Below are 16,249 nucleotides of genomic sequence, written 5' to 3'. Positions count from 1 at the left end.
TTTATTTTTTGTTTAACAAATCACTTTTAAAAAGAATGTTTTTGATTTTAAATTCAGAAGCATAAAATAAATTAGAATCATCATTCATTTGGTTTTCTACAACGATCAAACTAATATCACTTTCTGGAAAGTATAAATTTACAGAAGAAAATCCGTCTCCAAGACCGGTATGACCAAGATATTTGAATTTTTCTTTTTCTATAGTTCTAATTCCGTAACCATAACCGTCTTTTTCTTTTCCAAAGAAATTGTGCTGTGACAAAATTGAATTTTTAATGAGCAATTGATATAATTCGGGTTTCAAAATTTTGCCTTTATGAAGATTATTATTCCAAATCGTTAAATCGCCCGCAGTTGAAAGTATTCCATCAGCACCTAAACTTTCAGGAGTAATCTGAGTTTTACTTACTGGATTCAAAGTGTCTTTGATATTATAATATCCAGTTACGCTATTTTGAGCTTTTTCTTTTGAATAACAAAAAGTATGGTTCATTTTTAATTTCTTAAAAAGGGTTTCAGCAACTTCTGTATAACTTTTTTTTGTGCTGAATTCTACAATTTTACCAATTAGACCAAAACTTAGGTTACCGTATTTAAAATTGGTTCCGGGTTTAAAAGCTAATGGTTTCTCTAAACCGACTATTCCATGTGAATGATTTAAAAGCTGATGAACTGTAACAGAATCAGCCCAGCTTTGTTTTAATTCTGGTAAATATTTTTTTATAGGAGAATTTAAATCCACCTTTCCTTTTTCTACTTCCAGCAAAACCAGAACAGCAGCAATTTGTTTGCTGTTCGACATGATTTCAAATTGACTGTCTAATGTCAGAGGTTTTTTAGTTTCAAAATTCGAATATCCTTTAACTTTGGAATACAGCGTTTTTCCGTTTTGAGAAACAACGACAACACCATTAAAAACCGGATTTGTATTTTGAATCAAGCTGTCAATGCTTTTTTTGTAATCGTATTTTTTTTGTGCCGATGAATGACTGCTGCTAAAGGTGAAAAGTAATAATAGAGCGGTTTTAGTAATAAAGTTCATTAGTTTATTGAGAGGTTGTTTCGGGTTTCAGGTTTAAAGTTTCAAGTTTCAGGTTTCAAGTTTCAGGTTTCAAGTTTCAGGTTTCAGGTTCTGTACAAAACGTGAAACCTGAAACAAAAAGAATATTTAGAACATTCCGTTTTCGTTAATAGTATCTTTGGGGATTGGCTGACCTAAATCCCAAAGTTCTATGATTTTATCTTCTTTGAATTTTAGAATGTGCACTACTGCAAAACCAATGTCAGTAGGAGTTTGTTTGAGATGAGAATGTACTGCAACCAAATTTTCGTCTTCCAGAATATGATGAATTTTAAAAATCTTATTCGGATTTGTTCGTGCAGATTCTTCCATAGCAAGCATTAAAGTTTCGGCATCGCCTTTGAAGTGGGCATTATGATGTTTGAAATTCTTTCCGACATACAATCGAAAACCTTCGTGCGAATGCCCTTTTGCAGCAAGATTCAGGAAGTTTTTAGCGATTTCTTTCTTAGTCATAATTCAAGATTTTAAAGCAAACTAAGGTATGAAATAAAGGGCTACAATTATTGCAGAAAATGACTTGAATTTTATAAAATTAAATTGTCTCTGATTTGATTTTTGTGAGGTCAATTCCCAGTTTAGAAAACTCTTTTTCACCTAATTCTGTAATGTAAAAATGTTTATCTGAAGGTGATTTTTTTGCAATCCAGTTTTTATCGGCAAAGTTTTCCAAAAGTAGTTCGCCAAGTTTGCCACCGAGATGTTCATAGCACTTTTTGGCCGGTTTTACAGAAGATTCAGTACTCATGATTATTTCTTTTTTGAAGCAATTCTAGAAGCCAGATAAGCTGTCGGAATGTAAGCAAAAACTAAATCTATAATGCTAAACCAAACAGGAGACGGTAAAGTATAAACCATTACAATTCCTCCAAACAAAAAGAAGGCTCCAATAAAAAAGGCTAGTTTTGTTTTGTTCGAAACTGCAATTAAAGCTGTTGTAAGTGCTCCGGCAAAAGTTCCGATGGCGTGTGCAAGAAATGGAAACAGAAAATGTTTAGGTTCAAACAAATGCATGGTTGCCTGTAAACCTTCAGTTGTTGTAACGTCTGTACCATTTGGAGGGGGAATTATTGATCCACTAATTGAAAGAATGGTCATATTGACAATACTACCAATAATAAGACCTGCAAGAACGGCCAACGTGTTTCTAAAAAGTGGATTCATAAATTTCGTATTTTAGTACAACGAATTTAGGAAGATTTTTTGAAAACTCTCAGCTGAGTATGCTTTTTTAATTAAATGATTGTCTGAATTCTAAAGGAGAAAAATTGGTCTTTGTTTTAAATAATTTACTGAATGATTGTTGATGCTCAAAACCTAATTCGAAAGCAATTTCGCTAATAGACAAATTTGTGGTCGAAAGTTTCTCTTTTGCCTTTTCGATCAATTTGTCATGAATGTGTTGTTGTGTGCTTTGTCCTGTAAGATGTTTTAATAACCCGCTTAAATAATTGGGAGAAACATTTAAATTTTCGGCAATATATTGTACTGTCGGAAGTCCCTTTTTGGTAAGGGAATTATCACTGAAAAAATTTTCCAGAAGTTTTTCCAAACGTCCCAGAATTTCATGATTATTTATTTTTCGGGTTATAAATTGTCGATTATAAAAACGTTCAGAATAGGTGAGTAGTAGATCAATTTGGGCAATAATCACGTCCTGGCTAAATTTATCGATATTAGACTGATATTCGTGCTGAATATTTTTCATGATATCAATAATCATTTTTTCTTCTTTGTCAGACATGTGTAATGCTTCATGAACCTCGTATCCAAAGTATTCGTATTGTTTAATTTTTTGAGCAAGAGGAGTATTCCATAAAAAATCAGGATGAATAAGTAACGAATATCCGGTATGCTGCAATTCGGCATTTCCTTCTATAGAAAATACCTGACCCGGAGCAATAAATAATAAAACGCCCTCTTTAAAGTCATATTCCTGCTGGCCGTAACGCATTTTGGCATTCGCGTTTCTTTTGAGTGCGATGGAATAAAAATCAAGAATCAGACTTTTTGGTTCCTCTTCGTTAAGGTATTTAAGATCTTCAAAATTGTAAACACTTACTAACGGATGCTCAGGTTTTGGCAAATCCCGAAACTCATGAAATTCGCTTATGCTTTTTACTCTTTGTGGTTGTTGATTTGCCATAACCTAAGATACTTATTTTTTAATTATAGATTGCAGCAAATTCCTTTGCATAATCTGCAAGTTTTGTTTTTCCCATTTGAGAAGGTCTGTTTTTATAATAATCCTCTCCCAAAGTACCATTATAAAGTCCAGCGTACATTTCTGTAAGACCTTGTGCAATTTTTGGCTGCATTCCGATGTTTACCAGGCCATTAAAAGTTTCTTCATCACTAATTAAAACCCATTTTAAGTCTGGTTTTCCAATTGCTTCGCCAAGAATTTTGACAGTTTCATTTCCGGTTAATTCTTCGCTGGCAACGTAACGGATTTTTCTTCCGTCAAGCGGAGTTGTTAATTCTTCTGCAATTGCTTCTGCAATATCATTTGGAGAAACCCACGGAATTAGTTGGTCAGCTCCATAATTGGCAGCGATAAATCCCTGATTTTTAATCATCGGAATATAAGCCAGTAAATTGTAATAGAAAGAAGTTGGACGCATGAATGTTATCGAAACCTCTGAAAGTGTATTTAAAACAGATTCAATTTCATTATAACGCTGAATAATTCCTGAATTTTGTTCTAAATGTGCCCCAATGCTGCTCAAAAAAACAACCCGTTTTACACCTGATTTTCGGATAGCTTCGGCATAATTGTTTCCAATTTTTCGTGTAAAGGCATCCAAATCAAGATTCGGATCAAAATAATTGGCACGCGGAATCATGCAGTACACAGCATCTGAACCTTTAAAAACCTCAGTTAAGAAAGCAGTATCTTCAACAGAACCAATAGCGGTTTCTGCTCCAAGTGTTTCAATTTCTTCTTTTCTTTCTGAACTACTCGTGACTACAGTAACGGAGTGTCCTTTTTGTATTAGCTCTGTGGCTAATGGTTTGCTAATGTTCCCTAAAGAACCTGTAATTGTAATTTTCATTTGTTCTGAATTTTAGATGTTACAAAGTTGTGCAACATCTAAACAAATGATGTATCCAAATCTATTGTTGTTGTAGCTTTTTTTAGCTTCTAAGATACTAAGGTACTAAGTTTAATTTGCTGACAATTTCTTCTCGTTTTCTGTCTGCGGTTTTCCTGTTGCGTTGGGTTCGCCTTTTCCGGTTTCGATTAGTTTTTTCAAACTATTCTGGATGTAGTTTGTCCATGCATCTCGGCAGATTTCAAAACATTCGTATTCCGGGACTAATCCGAAATGGGTAAAAGTCAGTTCTGTTTTTCCTTCTTTTTCTTTGATTTCAAAAGTAGGTTTTGTTCCTGTCCATTCTGTTTTGTCTTCTGTAAATTTGAAGTAATTATGTTCAATAAACCATACGATTTTTTGATTCGGAATTACTTCAATAAGTTTAATTTTACAGCGGTGAACATCTTCATAATGATAATCGAATTCATCATTTAAATTGGTTGTTTTTCCTTCAATCTCTTCCGACCACCAGCCCCGAACGTTTTGTACTGCTTTAAAAACTTCTTCGGAAGATTGGTCAACTATTATTTTTGTGGTAAAATCGTGAGTACTCATTTTAAATTGATTTAGAAAATTAGTAAAGTAAAATTACAATCTAAAAATCAAATAGTTGAGGTGTTTAAAAGACAAAAGTAAGGTGTGTTTCGGACAAGGATTAATTTTAGATTTTAAATTTTAGAGTTTAGACTTTTTCAGCTGAATTTATTCTTGTTTGTCCTTTTCTTAAAATACCAATTAATAAATTGATAATATAAATTGGTGTTGCGATAAAGATGGTTATTAAAAATTCAATTATCAAGATAATATTGATAATTTCATGATCATCAGAATAATTATAAGTGCGATCATTCAGTTGTAGCTTAACTAATAGGACTACCATCCAATAAAAAATAAAACTCCCAATTAAAATTGACGAATGAATTATAGTTAAATACTTAACTAATCGTTTTTTGAATACTTTTTGAACTAACCAATAGCCTAATCCAATTAAAAAATAACAGACAAAAAGAAATATTGTGGCATCACTATTTCGCACTACAAAATAAGTATCATGAATATTAATATCTAAAGTTGCTTTTAGATTATTATTTTGTGTAATTCCAATTATTACAATAAGTAAAGAAACAATCCAAAATAAATGATAAACTTTTATTTTTTGTAGGTTCATGTTTTAAGCGCTGTTTTTCTAAGTTTTGCTTAAAGACTGTCGCCAACTAAAAGCAGGCCTACAATTACTGCTAAAAAAGTAAGCAAACTAACAAGTCCAATTACAGTCATTCTCCAGCCATTATAAGTTTCTCCGCCATTAGTCAAATGGTTTTGAATGTTCTTTTCCTGATATGTTTTTAAAAAGTAAGAAGCAATAAAAGAGTAAATAATTGGAAAAATTATAGAAGGGAAATTTTCAGGTAAAAGAAAAACCAGACAAACTATAAAAAAAGATATGATGGCGGTAATTATCCAGGTTTTTTGAGCTTTTTCCTTGTCATTAAAAACTTTAAAATTTTCTGCAATACAGTAACCGGCTACAAGTGGTCCTGCAAAGAATGTTGCAATACGGATAGCTTTTTCTGAATAAATTTTTTCTGTTGGGATTTCTTCAAAAACTGATTTTTCTACATTTTCTTCTTGTATCATTGGAAATAGATTTGAGATTTAATTTTTTTTGGGATTTGATTAATTAGTTTAAAATGTTCTGACATTACTTTTTCAAGTTCTAACGTACCGCCAAGAATAAGCATTTCCTTATTTTCGAAGCGTTTTCCAAGTCGGTCTTCCAGCATAATTTTTTCCATGCTTTGCGCAATTTCGATTTCGTTTAAAAAAGCATTCGGATGTCCGGCTGTACAAATTACAAGGCCAAGCGGAAGGGTTTTCATTTTCCTGGAAGTCTCATTTTGTCCGTAAGCGTATCCAACAGAATAAACGCGGTCAAACCAGCCTTTTAATTTGGCAGGACAATCGCTCCACCAAACCGGATAAAGAAAAACAACACAGTCGGCTTTTTCTAATTTTTCCTGCTCTTTTAAAACATCTGCCGGAATTGGAAGTTGTGTTTTGGCAAAACCTTCCCGTTCGTATTCTTCTTCAGTCATGTCGCTGATGAAATTAGAAGCGTATAGATCCGAGATTTCAACATTCCATTTTTCTACAGCTAAAACCGATTTCAATCTTTCTAAAACCTGAAAAGTGTACGATTTTCTGCTTGGATGCACGTAAACAATTAGTATATTCATTTTTAGATAATTTGAAGATTGATTTTTGTACGAAAATACAAATTAATTCTAATGAGTGTAATAAAAAATTATTCTTCGGAGAATTCTAAAATATCTCCGGGCTGACAATCTAAGACTTTACAAATTGCTTCCAGAGTACTGAAACGAATCGCTTTTGCTTTTCCTGTTTTTAAAATCGAAAGATTCGACAGAGTCAAATCTACTTTTTCTGAAAGTTCATTTAATGACATTTTTCTTTTTGCCATCATGACGTCTAAATTTACTATAATAGGCATAATTTTTTGATTAGATAGTTAATTCAATCTCAGATTGTATTTCGATTCCTCTTTTAAAAATCTGTCCGATAACAAAAAGTATAATTGCCATAAATATCCATACACTTCCGCCTTCCAGATTTAAGCTTTCTAATGTCGGAACTTTTACCTTATTTGTAATTAACCAGGTATTGAATTTTGCAGCCCAAAGGGAGAATAAACCAATTCCAAAGGCCAAATAGGAAAGATAAGAGATAAAACGTCCCATTTCGGCTGTGAAAGGCTGTGTAAGATTTATTTTTTTTTCATGCAGCATTTTGACAATTAAATAAAACATAATTGCTTTTAAGATAGCCACAATACTAACAAAACAAATTTCCTGAATGTAAAAAGAAGTACTGTAATTATAAATATCCAGTAAGTTTAAAAAACGGGCATTGTACGAATTTATAGTCATGGTATAAATTCCGTTAAAAAGATACATTCCGGCTTCTACGCATAATCCGATAAAAATGATCCACGAGAAAATATTCAAAATTTTTAGGATCTGTGCTGTTCCAATTTTAATTTCCATTGTAGTTTAGATTAAAGTTTAGAGTGCTAAAATAATAAAAATTTATCGATAAACAATAAAAATATAATTTTAATCAAAAAAAAGCTTCAATAAGAAATCTTATTGAAGCTCTAATTTTTTTAATAATCGTTTATTTGAAATTTTATTTAGCGAAGTGATTTTCTTTCGTTTTCCAGCATTTTTTCGATATTAAAATAAATGCCATCTATATTGTAAGCTCCTTTTTCAAAACTGAGATAATCACAATTTTTGACTAAAGATTGTCCATTTGGCTTGATTTCAAAAAGATTTAAAAGCGCATATTCGTGTTCCACCAGCAAAACATGAAAACCGGTTTCACATTTTTTTCCATCACCGGAAGACAGAATGACATTCATGATACTGTGAAATTTGAAAGAGGCAATTTTTGAAGCCGATTCGTCTCCTTTTAAATGATAGATATACGAAAGATAATTCAACTGTCTTAAATCAAAAGGAAAGTCACTTAAGGAATGATTTGATAATTTAATGATTTCATCGTAATCCGAAGTTTCCAATTTTTCTTTATTGTAAAGCGTATTTAGTTTTTCTTCATCTGGTGATTTCCAAAAAGCATCATATTTAGGCTGGAAAACATAACCCAGATACAAATGACGGTATTCTTCATGCGTTAAAAGTGTATCATTTTTTGTGAGCCTTTCCATTAATTTTGGATAGTAAAACTTTGAATTTTTATTGGTTATTTCTTTTTCGATGGCTTTGTAATCAGGAGTGGTAAAACCAGTTTCTTGAGAATTCATTTGAATCCCGAAACAAAAAATAAGGAGAAAGATAAATTGTTTTAGCATGATTTAGAAGGTTTTAGGTTGTAGTTCTGATCTTACTAAAATACAAATTATTTTCACGCAAAATGGGCTTATGAAAACGAATGCGTGAAGGATGGGAGCGATATCTCCCGATTTAGAAAAACAAGGCTTTTTAGCCGTAGTTTTTGTTAATCGGGAATTTAGCAGACAGCCTGACCCGGAGGGACACGCCCATATCTTTATTTAATGTCCAAGTTGTTTTCTTAAATCGAGATTAAGGCTGTATTGTTCTTCAACAGGAATGATTTTTCTTTGTACTTTATTAATATCACTTCCTTCTTCTGTCCATAAAAAAGGGTAAAAATTAAAAACCTGGTCTCCTTGTAGTTCTGAGACTTCTTTTTTCCAGTTTTCCCAACGACTTCCTGCGTAAAATTTGTCCAAATCATTTGCAAAACAGAAACCTAAAAACTCAGAATAGGAAATGTCAAGAGGTTCATATTCTAAATTATCAGGTGAGAAATAATATACTTTACCAAGATCTTTTCCTAAGGCGCCTCCGTTTAGTACATAAAATCCACCCAGGGCATCGTCTGCAATTAAGAGAAAAGCATGCGTTTCTCCGGCTTCTGTAAAAGATTTTCCTTTGTTCCAAGCGGGAAGACTACGGCTCAATTTTGTGCTTCCGGAACCTAAAATTCTGATCCAGCCGTTATCGATTAGTATTCCGCCAGTTTTGTAGATTACGGCTCCCATTGGCGAATTTGTAGTTACTTGTGTCTGATACAAAGCATCTTTTGCTTTTTGCGGATCGGCGGGAAGAATTTCAACTTTGTTTTTGGCGGTATCAATCCATTCTTTTACAAGTTTCCATCCTGATTCATTTTGATCTATTAATTCGTTTACTGGGCGCATTTTTGTTTGTGAAAAAGTTATTGTGGATAAAAGAAAAAAGGCGGTTAAAGAGAGAAATTTCATTTTGGTTTTTGGGGTTAATATGGTTTTGAGTTAATAGGGTTTAGTCATTAATCGAATCAGGACTCCTTTACGTTTTATAAGGTTTTTATAATCCCATTGAATTTCAATGCTCTTTTTGAGCCAGCGTTTCAGATCTTCTTCATTGATTTGATCAGAATCGGTATATCGAATTTCGGCGGCTTTAAACGAACCTTCGTTTTGCAGTTTTTCTTCATCAAAAGATTGTCCGCTCCAAAAAAGCAATCTGACAGAATTTTTTAATTTACTATAACCTGCAATCGGATTTCCATCTAAAAACCAAACCGGATGAGCGTGCCAGATTTTATTTTCGGCACCGGCTAAGTTTTGGTTTATAATTTTGTAGAGAATATCGCAAATTGCTTTATCTGATTCCGTTTGAGAATCATTGTAATTTTGAATTTCCTGATTCATGATTTCTACTATTTAGTTACACCATATCTTTTACAAATCAATTTTTTTGGATTTTTAAGAGTTGTTGTTAATATAAATTACCAAACGATTATTTGTCTCTCTGCAATAAAACTGTACTGTCTTCATTAGTTTCATTAAATTCTGTAGCTCTGGTTTGATTTAGGCTAAGGTTGATTTTAATTTCATCATTATTTATAAAATCTACTATCGCTAACAGTCTTCCTTTTTCGACAGCTTTTCCTTTTTCAAGACTAGAAGCTATAATATCCATTTTAATTGGTATGGTTGATTCGTCGATTTCATATTTTAGAGTGCCTTTCTGTCCATCGTTTTTTCCACCTTTAACTACAAAGTTTTTTCCATCGATAAACTCACCGTTTATAGACATAGAAACAAAACCATCGTTACTGAAAACCATTTTGTTTTTTACACCACTTTTATCAGTTGCCTGCCAATTTCCTATCAGGATATCTTTCTTAGTTTGCGAATATGAAATGCCTGTTAGAAAAAGAAAGAGTACAAGAATTTTTTTCATTTTATAGATTTAAATATTATTGTTCTTCGATTATGGAATTTCCTTTGGAGTGGTCTCCCGATGTCCATTGCCAGATTTCGTGAAGTCTTATTTTTCCATTTTCTGAAATTTCTGGTGTAGAAGTGCAGATTCCAGTCATCAATTCGCCTGTTTCATTGACCTGATGATAGCGCATTTCTATATTTCCCTGATCGTCTACCAGCCCAATTAAATGACCTGAAACAATTTTTCCTCCTGAATATTCAGAAGTTAAGATATTGCCTTTTTGTTTGTAGAGAAATGTAGTTTCGTTGGAAGTTTCTCCATTTTCGCTGTTACTTACAGGTTTGAAAATTTTATTGTTATAGTTAATCATTTGGTTAAACTTATTCTTTTCGATTTAAATCTGTAATTAATAACGGATTGTTTTCTCTCAGTTTCTTTACTAATTCTTCTACGCTTTCAGGATTTTCTTTAATATGTTCATATTCTGCAGTAGTTATTCCCACGATTTGTAAAAACGAAACTTCTCCGTGAGGCGTTTGTTTCTTTTCTATTTCGGGATCAGTAACAAAAACTAAAGCGGTAATATCAGTGTCAGTATTTAAACGAATTGGTCCGTTTGCCGGCATATAATGAAATTCTTCAAACCAATTGCCACTGCTAAAAACATATTTAGCAATATTTTGTAAAAAAGCCACGGCCCAGCTTGGGTTTTCGTTATCGGCTTCAAAAGGTTTTAATCTAAAGGTAAGTTCAAATCCCCATTTGCTATATTCGCCACCTGCTTTTTCTTCATTATAATAGAGTTCAGAAAAGCCGTAAGTGATAAAATGATAATGATCTTCTTGTGTTTTGCTTTCGTAATAGCTGACACCATCAAGAGGGTTGTCTCCTCCAAGCATATAACTAATTGCCGGTGCAAAATGTTTAGGTTCCTGATCCGGATACAGACGATCGAATTCTTTGTCGATTTCCAGCCAGCCAACCGAATCATCTTCTGAAAATTCTTTTTTATAGTCTTCTAAATTCATATTTATGGTTATAGTTTATAGAATAGACAAGATATTGTTTTTATCGGAGAAAAGAGAGTTTGGTGCAAAAAAAAAAATCCGAGATGCAATAGCATATCGGATTTTAATTTTTATTGTATTTTTTTAACAAGCTGTTCACTACCAAGTTGTAAGCCTTTATAATAATCTCCTTTTTTTAGTTCGGGAACAACGTAGGTTGAAATGATGTCTTTCATTTCCTGATCGCTCATTTTTGCACGTATTTTATCAACTCCCTGAACCTGAATTTGTCTTAATTGTTTGCTGATAACAATTAAAATTGAAGTATCGATTTTTAATTTGGAAAGTAAATATTTGTCGAGTTCTAAAGAATAATCGGTTAAGTCAGTGTAAGGGCTTATGGAAGAGGTGGTTACAATGAGGATTTTGCTTTTTGTTTTTGCTTCACTGGATTTTAAAAAATCTGTCAGATTCTTAACCTGATTTGGATTCATAATTTTTTCAAAATCATTTACATAGTCGTACGATTTTGCGAAAATTACTGAAGTTTCCGGTTTGGTTTGCGCAGAAAATCGAAGAGGAAAAACAAAAGTAATTACAAAAAGAAGTATTAATTTTTTCATGGCAGATATCAGTGATTTGGGCGTCGCAAAATTAAGTCTTTATTATTAAAAATCAGTGTTCAATTTGTTATGAAAAATAAATATTTATTTCTAATAGAGACCATAAAAAAATCCGATTTAAAACAAACCGGATTTTTAAAATTTTATTGTAATAAAGGCAGTAAATGATCCCATTTGAGTTCTTTGGCAAAATCTAGTGCCGTTTTGCCATTTTCGGTTTTAGCATTTTTATCTGCACCGGATTCTAACAAAACTTCAATAGAAGTCTGATTTCCTGCAATTGTTTCGCGATGTAAAAAAGTATACCCCAATTCATCCTGATGGGTTACTTCTTCAGGATTATTTGTTACGAATTCAATAAGACTTTCTTTCATGTTTTTGCTCATTGGGTGTTCGATTAGATTTTCCGGTTTTTCTTTTTGTTCGTTTACTACCAAAATATCATTAAAATCACCAAAATCTAATCCCCAGGCTTCATCATGAGATTCTCTTTCTTCTTCGCTCATCTCAGAACGCATGGCTTGTATAGTAAAAGCGCCATAAGTTTGTCCGTTGATAGCAAACAACCAATCACTGATCTGGTTTAACGGAATTGCAATTTCGTCGCCATTATTTATATTAGTTAATTCATCGGGATCATTGACTAAGATGCCATATATGTTTTCGCCATCAAAATTAACATCATTAATCCACATGTGCTCAACAACAGTTTCATCATTAATTTCCTGAGTGAATGCCAGTTTTACACAGGCAACATCCAATCCTGGAACAATTCTTCGATATTCCCAGGATAATTCTCTCCAGAAATATTTAAAGGTTTCTTGTGCTTTTTTATAAGCTTCAATCATTTTTGGATTTTCTCCGTCGGCGTAGAATATTTTTGTTTCTTCCATTTGTATGGTATTTTAAGTGACTTGTACTGAATTATGAGTTATTTTAAACGAATAAAAAACCGATTTGTTTTTTGCAAATCGGTTTTTTTATCATCAAAAAAGAATTTAAAAATTAACATCGTCTGCGATATTACCGCCTTGTTCTGCGGCGAATTTTGCAGCGTATTCTTTTTGTTTTTCCTGTTGATAATTGGAGAATTTGATAATATCTTCCGAATTCCAGTTTTGGTTTTGTTCTGTCATCCATTGCATGGCTACAGATTGGAAATCTGCCAGATTGATTCCAAAGTTTTCCAGAATCCACTGCGCACCATCAATTCCGTATTCGTATGCTGCTTGTCTAGCTCCAGCTAATTCTTCGTAGAAATAACGATCTGTTTTGATTTTTTCCAGGTTTGTAGCTCCTTCTTCTGAAATTTCAGCTTTCAGATTTTCCAATTGAGGAACTGTTACATTTTCAGCATAATATTGTCCGAAAAGTGTAGTAACCGTAAATGAAGTATCTTCACCCATACGCTGAGGCCAGATTGTATTTAGTTCTTCCCAGATCACTGGTTCAAAGCCCATCGCTTTACATACTTCCAGATAATCGATTCCGGCACTGATTTTAAGACACATTGCGGTATAAGTTTTTAAATCTACACCGTGAACAGGCTCTAAAAACGGATTATTATCTTCTACTTTTACAAAACCTGAAGTCTGAATACCGCTGTATTTTAAAGAATTAGCATGTTCAAAACGAATCATTTGATCAGAATCGCAGTTGTTCCACTCTGTGTAAACGGTTCTTCTGTAGTTAAAGTAGATGTTTTGAATGTCTTTTTCGTCCAGATTTTCACCGTTTGCACGTTCATCTGCAATCCAGGCTTCGGCTCTTTTTGCTACTTCGGCATCAAAATCGTCAACCGTATAATGTGTTCCGTGTAAGGTTTCCGGATCGTATTCTACTTCCCGATAATTGTTTTCATAATCATCTTCGTACTTCTCATTTGAAGTCTGTGCTTCATAGTTTTGGTTTTCTTGTTTGTCTCCTGTCAGAGCTCCAAAAATTTTCTTAAACATTTGTCAATTTTTAGGGATTAGTAAATTATTAATATTTCAATTGATTCTGGTACATTTTTTCATTGTGTTCTTTTAAATCCGGAGTGATTTTGTTCCATTCGTCATACATGGCCCTCAAATAAATCTGACGAAGTTTTGGGGCATTTTGAATGGCAAATTGTCTTTGTTCTTCCAAATCATCCATTTTAGACTGAACTTCGCTTAATACTTTTTTATTCGATTCATGAATAATGCTCAAACTCAATTCATGGCGCTGATGGTATAAGTCGCGCTCTTTGTCTTTTTCGGTTTCGTAAGCTTCATTTAAATGTGCTGTTCTCTGTTCTGCCAATTCCCGGGCAATATTTTGTAGATTTCTTCCTTGCGAACTTGGCGCAAATGTATTTTGTGTCTGGCAATACGGACATGTAATATAGGTTTCGATCAAAAATATTTTCTCAATCAAAATATTTCCGCCGCATTGCGTACAATTGAATTTGTTTTTGATTGATTCGTATTCGCTTAGTATTTTTTGATATTCGATTTCTAAATCACGTTCCTGTGTTTTTTCAATTTGTTTTCTCCAGTAATCGTATTTATCATCAAATTCGTTGTGACGATCAGAACATGCATTTCTAAAATCAGAAAGTAAATTGTGATGTTTGTCTAAAACAGAAATCTGTGAATTGAGATTGTAATAAACATCGTTTATTTTTTCTTCGTAAGTGTCTCTGGCTTTTTGACGAATATTATTTAACTGACCGTTTACACCAGAATAAACTTTGTGAAAAGTTCTTTTATACATATCTTCATCTTCTTGCAAAAGCTGTTTTAATTCCGGAATTGAAGCTGTTGCCAATTCTTCCATTTTAACTTCTAATTTTTCCAAAAAAGCAAACCATCTTTGTTGCGATTCCTGAAGTTCTGCATACCATTCGGGATATGATCCTTTACTTCCTTCGTTTTTGTCTTTTGATTTATTAAATAATCCGAACACGTTATGTTGTTTTAAATTGAATTGTCTTCTTTTTTAATATATAATCCGTCTGTAAGTTTTACGTTTAAAAACTCAAATCCGCAGTAGGCGCAATGTGTTATGCCGTCTTCTTTGGCTCTTCCTGCACCACAGCTTGGACAGTCTTTGACGTTCATTTTGGCTTCGGTTGTTTCAAACTCACCTCCATAATTAGTCTGTTTTTGAGCATTCTCTTTAAGTCTGTTCAAAAATGAATTTACTTTCTTTTCTTCCATTATAATTGACTCAATAATTCGGTTTTCTTTGTTTTGAATTCATTTTCATCTATCAAACCTGCATCAAACAATGATTTTAGTTTTTGAAGTTTAGAAGTAATGTCGTCTCCCGTTTCTTGTTTTGGAGTCTCTTTATTTTGTTGAAGCTGATTGAAAAGAATTCCCATGCTTACTGCATTTTGAGTCGCATCGTGAAGTCCGTTTCCTTTATCTCCAATAGCTGTTGCAGTGTTGAATTTGGTAAATTTGTCCATATCAGTTACCATATTCATATTCGTGATTTTGTCGTAATGTGCGGTTACTTCTTCTGGTAAGGTTACGCTTGTAATGACAAATTGAGTCAGTTCAATTCCTAATTGTTCAAAATAAGGTTTTAGATAAGGTTCTATTTTTTTGCCTAACTGAGTTATGTTTCCAGCGACATCAGTAACAGTTATATTTTCATTAGCCAAAACTTCTCCGAATTTTGGTGCGATAAAATCCCTTAATTGGCTTTGAAGTTCAAAAATGGTCAGCTGTTTGTAAGTGCCGGCATATTGACGAAAGAATTTGGTAACATCGGTAATTTTAAGATCGAAGCTTCCAAAAGCCCTAATTCGGATTTGTCCAAATTGAGGATCATTCATTAGGATAGGAGCAGGAGTGCCCCATTTATTATTGATAAATTGATGTGTATTGAAAAAATAAAGATCAGCTTTAAACGGACTTTCGAATCCGTACTTCCAGCCTTTTAGTTTACTAAGAATCGGAATGTTTTCTGTAGATAAAGTATGAAGCCCCGGAGAGAATACATCTGCAAGTTGTCCTTCGTTTAAGAACATGGCTTGCTGACTTTCTCGTACAGTTAATTTAGCTCCGTTTTTTATTTCTTTGTCTTCATCTGAATATTTCCACATCAATAAATTGGGATCTCTTGTTATGGCTTCTATTATTTCTATAAAAGGTAATTTCATTATGTATCTTATTTTTAAAAGAATAAAAATAAGGATTCTAAAATAATGACAAAATTTTCTTACGTAAAGTTTTAAACAAATTTTTGTTTGGCGTTGTTTTTTTGTAAAATGTGAGAAGTAATTTGTAAAATGATTTGATGGTGTACAGCTTTTGTAATTAACTCACAAGATTTTTTGAAAACGATTGTGCGTGAAGGATGGGAGCGACATCCTTTTATGGCGGGGTTCGCCATAAAAGATATAGCGGACAGCCTGACCCGAAGGGACACGCCCTAATAAAACGACTTGTTTTTACAAATCTGATTTTAATACAAAACATTCTCATTTGGATGAACGAAAAATCTTTGCGAGAACTCCATGTAGAATGTTACCAATCTATGTCGAGTTCCGAGTGTGATTCCTCGTTCCTCCTTTAGATTTGTTTTTTGAAATTTTAAGTAGATTTATGATTGAGAAAGGAAGCAAAAGTAAACTATTCGGTCCTCCGAGCTTATGACTCATATTTCGATTAAGACTTTAGCT

24 protein-coding genes are annotated in these 16,249 nt (G+C 33.0%); all 24 read right to left on the bottom strand.

Annotated elements, in window-relative coordinates:
• Position 1: 1 nt before the first annotated feature.
• Positions 2-1,042 (bottom strand): serine hydrolase domain-containing protein, encoded by a 1,041-nt coding sequence (locus ACFS3A_RS26435; protein WP_379828692.1) that lies wholly within the window; start codon positions 1,040-1,042, stop codon positions 2-4.
• A 126-nt stretch (positions 1,043-1,168) separates the two neighbouring features.
• Positions 1,169-1,537, bottom strand: a complete 369-nt coding sequence (locus tag ACFS3A_RS26430) for a nuclear transport factor 2 family protein (protein ID WP_379828690.1) — start codon at positions 1,535-1,537, stop codon at positions 1,169-1,171.
• A gap of 79 nt (positions 1,538-1,616) precedes the next feature.
• Positions 1,617-1,829 carry an ArsR family transcriptional regulator gene (locus ACFS3A_RS26425; RefSeq protein WP_379828688.1) on the bottom strand — a complete coding sequence of 71 codons (213 nt, stop codon included), beginning with the start codon at positions 1,827-1,829 and terminating at the stop codon, positions 1,617-1,619.
• 2 nt (positions 1,830-1,831) lie between these two features.
• On the bottom strand, positions 1,832-2,245 hold the full coding sequence (locus ACFS3A_RS26420; RefSeq protein WP_379828686.1) for a hypothetical protein: 414 nt from the start codon (positions 2,243-2,245) through the stop codon (positions 1,832-1,834).
• Positions 2,246-2,312: 67 nt separating this feature from the next.
• The gene (locus tag ACFS3A_RS26415) at positions 2,313-3,227 is read right to left on the bottom strand and encodes a helix-turn-helix domain-containing protein (protein ID WP_379828684.1); all 915 of its coding nucleotides are present in this window, start codon (positions 3,225-3,227) and stop codon (positions 2,313-2,315) included.
• 19 nt (positions 3,228-3,246) lie between these two features.
• The gene (locus tag ACFS3A_RS26410; RefSeq protein ID WP_379828682.1) at positions 3,247-4,137 is read right to left on the bottom strand and encodes an SDR family oxidoreductase; all 891 of its coding nucleotides are present in this window, start codon (positions 4,135-4,137) and stop codon (positions 3,247-3,249) included.
• 111 nt (positions 4,138-4,248) lie between these two features.
• Positions 4,249-4,734 (bottom strand): SRPBCC family protein, encoded by a 486-nt coding sequence (locus ACFS3A_RS26405; RefSeq protein WP_379828680.1) that lies wholly within the window; start codon positions 4,732-4,734, stop codon positions 4,249-4,251.
• A gap of 127 nt (positions 4,735-4,861) precedes the next feature.
• Positions 4,862-5,347, bottom strand: coding sequence for a hypothetical protein (locus ACFS3A_RS26400; RefSeq protein ID WP_379828678.1), 486 nt, complete (start codon positions 5,345-5,347; stop codon positions 4,862-4,864).
• A 29-nt stretch (positions 5,348-5,376) separates the two neighbouring features.
• Entirely contained in the window at positions 5,377-5,817 is a 441-nt protein-coding gene (locus ACFS3A_RS26395; protein ID WP_379828677.1) for a hypothetical protein, read from the bottom strand.
• Positions 5,814-6,416: an NAD(P)H-dependent oxidoreductase gene (locus ACFS3A_RS26390; RefSeq protein WP_379828675.1), complete on the bottom strand. Its 603-nt coding sequence runs from the start codon at positions 6,414-6,416 to the stop codon at positions 5,814-5,816. Before ACFS3A_RS26390 ends, ACFS3A_RS26395 begins: the two co-directional genes overlap by 4 nt.
• A 68-nt stretch (positions 6,417-6,484) precedes the next feature.
• A complete protein-coding gene (locus tag ACFS3A_RS26385; RefSeq protein WP_057116634.1) occupies positions 6,485-6,691 on the bottom strand; it encodes a helix-turn-helix domain-containing protein in 207 nt (68 codons plus the stop codon).
• A 10-nt stretch (positions 6,692-6,701) separates the two neighbouring features.
• Positions 6,702-7,244 carry a DUF2975 domain-containing protein gene (locus ACFS3A_RS26380; protein ID WP_379828673.1) on the bottom strand — a complete coding sequence of 181 codons (543 nt, stop codon included), beginning with the start codon at positions 7,242-7,244 and terminating at the stop codon, positions 6,702-6,704.
• A gap of 146 nt (positions 7,245-7,390) precedes the next feature.
• Complete coding sequence (locus tag ACFS3A_RS26375) at positions 7,391-8,023, bottom strand: DUF4919 domain-containing protein (protein ID WP_379828671.1); 633 nt, start codon at positions 8,021-8,023, stop codon at positions 7,391-7,393.
• A gap of 249 nt (positions 8,024-8,272) precedes the next feature.
• Positions 8,273-8,944: a DUF2625 domain-containing protein gene (locus tag ACFS3A_RS26370; RefSeq protein WP_379828669.1), complete on the bottom strand. Its 672-nt coding sequence runs from the start codon at positions 8,942-8,944 to the stop codon at positions 8,273-8,275.
• Between the two features lie 93 nt (positions 8,945-9,037).
• Positions 9,038-9,439, bottom strand: coding sequence for a DUF1801 domain-containing protein (locus ACFS3A_RS26365; protein ID WP_379828667.1), 402 nt, complete (start codon positions 9,437-9,439; stop codon positions 9,038-9,040).
• Positions 9,440-9,527: 88 nt separating this feature from the next.
• A complete protein-coding gene (locus ACFS3A_RS26360) occupies positions 9,528-9,974 on the bottom strand; it encodes a hypothetical protein (RefSeq protein ID WP_379828666.1) in 447 nt (148 codons plus the stop codon).
• A gap of 16 nt (positions 9,975-9,990) precedes the next feature.
• The gene (locus ACFS3A_RS26355; RefSeq protein ID WP_379828664.1) at positions 9,991-10,329 is read right to left on the bottom strand and encodes a n-acetylglutamate synthase; all 339 of its coding nucleotides are present in this window, start codon (positions 10,327-10,329) and stop codon (positions 9,991-9,993) included.
• A 10-nt stretch (positions 10,330-10,339) separates the two neighbouring features.
• The gene (locus tag ACFS3A_RS26350; protein ID WP_379828662.1) at positions 10,340-10,987 is read right to left on the bottom strand and encodes a suppressor of fused domain protein; all 648 of its coding nucleotides are present in this window, start codon (positions 10,985-10,987) and stop codon (positions 10,340-10,342) included.
• A gap of 110 nt (positions 10,988-11,097) precedes the next feature.
• Positions 11,098-11,589, bottom strand: coding sequence for a TPM domain-containing protein (locus ACFS3A_RS26345; RefSeq protein ID WP_379828660.1), 492 nt, complete (start codon positions 11,587-11,589; stop codon positions 11,098-11,100).
• Between the two features lie 143 nt (positions 11,590-11,732).
• Complete coding sequence (locus ACFS3A_RS26340) at positions 11,733-12,482, bottom strand: DUF2314 domain-containing protein (protein WP_379828658.1); 750 nt, start codon at positions 12,480-12,482, stop codon at positions 11,733-11,735.
• 105 nt (positions 12,483-12,587) lie between these two features.
• Positions 12,588-13,544: a DUF6620 family protein gene (locus tag ACFS3A_RS26335; RefSeq protein WP_379828656.1), complete on the bottom strand. Its 957-nt coding sequence runs from the start codon at positions 13,542-13,544 to the stop codon at positions 12,588-12,590.
• A gap of 28 nt (positions 13,545-13,572) precedes the next feature.
• Positions 13,573-14,520, bottom strand: a complete 948-nt coding sequence (locus tag ACFS3A_RS26330; protein ID WP_379828654.1) for a hypothetical protein — start codon at positions 14,518-14,520, stop codon at positions 13,573-13,575.
• A gap of 11 nt (positions 14,521-14,531) precedes the next feature.
• Positions 14,532-14,774 (bottom strand): hypothetical protein, encoded by a 243-nt coding sequence (locus ACFS3A_RS26325; RefSeq protein ID WP_379828653.1) that lies wholly within the window; start codon positions 14,772-14,774, stop codon positions 14,532-14,534.
• Positions 14,774-15,727 carry an SPFH domain-containing protein gene (locus tag ACFS3A_RS26320; protein ID WP_379828652.1) on the bottom strand — a complete coding sequence of 318 codons (954 nt, stop codon included), beginning with the start codon at positions 15,725-15,727 and terminating at the stop codon, positions 14,774-14,776. The genes ACFS3A_RS26325 and ACFS3A_RS26320 overlap by 1 nt, the downstream gene beginning before the upstream one ends.
• Between the last annotated feature and the right edge of the window lie 522 nt (positions 15,728-16,249).

It is taken from the genome of Flavobacterium notoginsengisoli (assembly GCF_042686225.1).
Lineage (GTDB): Bacteria > Bacteroidota > Bacteroidia > Flavobacteriales > Flavobacteriaceae > Flavobacterium > Flavobacterium notoginsengisoli.
Note: the sequence above shows the minus strand (reverse complement) of the source record. Positions and strands in the feature narration are given on the sequence as shown.

Bases quoted from the DNA above. Each gene is read 5' to 3' on its own strand.
- ACFS3A_RS26435 (WP_379828692.1), bottom strand. From the start codon at position 1,042: ATGAACTTTATTACTAAAACCGCTCTATTATTACTTTTCACCTTTAGC.
- ACFS3A_RS26430 (WP_379828690.1), bottom strand. From the start codon at position 1,537: ATGACTAAGAAAGAAATCGCTAAAAACTTCCTGAATCTTGCTGCAAAA.
- ACFS3A_RS26425 (WP_379828688.1), bottom strand. From the start codon at position 1,829: ATGAGTACTGAATCTTCTGTAAAACCGGCCAAAAAGTGCTATGAACAT.
- ACFS3A_RS26420 (WP_379828686.1), bottom strand. From the start codon at position 2,245: ATGAATCCACTTTTTAGAAACACGTTGGCCGTTCTTGCAGGTCTTATT.
- ACFS3A_RS26415 (WP_379828684.1), bottom strand. From the start codon at position 3,227: ATGGCAAATCAACAACCACAAAGAGTAAAAAGCATAAGCGAATTTCAT.
- ACFS3A_RS26410 (WP_379828682.1), bottom strand. From the start codon at position 4,137: ATGAAAATTACAATTACAGGTTCTTTAGGGAACATTAGCAAACCATTA.
- ACFS3A_RS26405 (WP_379828680.1), bottom strand. From the start codon at position 4,734: ATGAGTACTCACGATTTTACCACAAAAATAATAGTTGACCAATCTTCC.
- ACFS3A_RS26400 (WP_379828678.1), bottom strand. From the start codon at position 5,347: ATGAACCTACAAAAAATAAAAGTTTATCATTTATTTTGGATTGTTTCT.
- ACFS3A_RS26395 (WP_379828677.1), bottom strand. From the start codon at position 5,817: ATGATACAAGAAGAAAATGTAGAAAAATCAGTTTTTGAAGAAATCCCA.
- ACFS3A_RS26390 (WP_379828675.1), bottom strand. From the start codon at position 6,416: ATGAATATACTAATTGTTTACGTGCATCCAAGCAGAAAATCGTACACT.
- ACFS3A_RS26385 (WP_057116634.1), bottom strand. From the start codon at position 6,691: ATGCCTATTATAGTAAATTTAGACGTCATGATGGCAAAAAGAAAAATG.
- ACFS3A_RS26380 (WP_379828673.1), bottom strand. From the start codon at position 7,244: ATGGAAATTAAAATTGGAACAGCACAGATCCTAAAAATTTTGAATATT.
- ACFS3A_RS26375 (WP_379828671.1), bottom strand. From the start codon at position 8,023: ATGAATTCTCAAGAAACTGGTTTTACCACTCCTGATTACAAAGCCATC.
- ACFS3A_RS26370 (WP_379828669.1), bottom strand. From the start codon at position 8,944: ATGCGCCCAGTAAACGAATTAATAGATCAAAATGAATCAGGATGGAAA.
- ACFS3A_RS26365 (WP_379828667.1), bottom strand. From the start codon at position 9,439: ATGAATCAGGAAATTCAAAATTACAATGATTCTCAAACGGAATCAGAT.
- ACFS3A_RS26360 (WP_379828666.1), bottom strand. From the start codon at position 9,974: ATGAAAAAAATTCTTGTACTCTTTCTTTTTCTAACAGGCATTTCATAT.
- ACFS3A_RS26355 (WP_379828664.1), bottom strand. From the start codon at position 10,329: ATGATTAACTATAACAATAAAATTTTCAAACCTGTAAGTAACAGCGAA.
- ACFS3A_RS26350 (WP_379828662.1), bottom strand. From the start codon at position 10,987: ATGAATTTAGAAGACTATAAAAAAGAATTTTCAGAAGATGATTCGGTT.
- ACFS3A_RS26345 (WP_379828660.1), bottom strand. From the start codon at position 11,589: ATGAAAAAATTAATACTTCTTTTTGTAATTACTTTTGTTTTTCCTCTT.
- ACFS3A_RS26340 (WP_379828658.1), bottom strand. From the start codon at position 12,482: ATGGAAGAAACAAAAATATTCTACGCCGACGGAGAAAATCCAAAAATG.
- ACFS3A_RS26335 (WP_379828656.1), bottom strand. From the start codon at position 13,544: ATGTTTAAGAAAATTTTTGGAGCTCTGACAGGAGACAAACAAGAAAAC.
- ACFS3A_RS26325 (WP_379828653.1), bottom strand. From the start codon at position 14,774: ATGGAAGAAAAGAAAGTAAATTCATTTTTGAACAGACTTAAAGAGAAT.
- ACFS3A_RS26320 (WP_379828652.1), bottom strand. From the start codon at position 15,727: ATGAAATTACCTTTTATAGAAATAATAGAAGCCATAACAAGAGATCCC.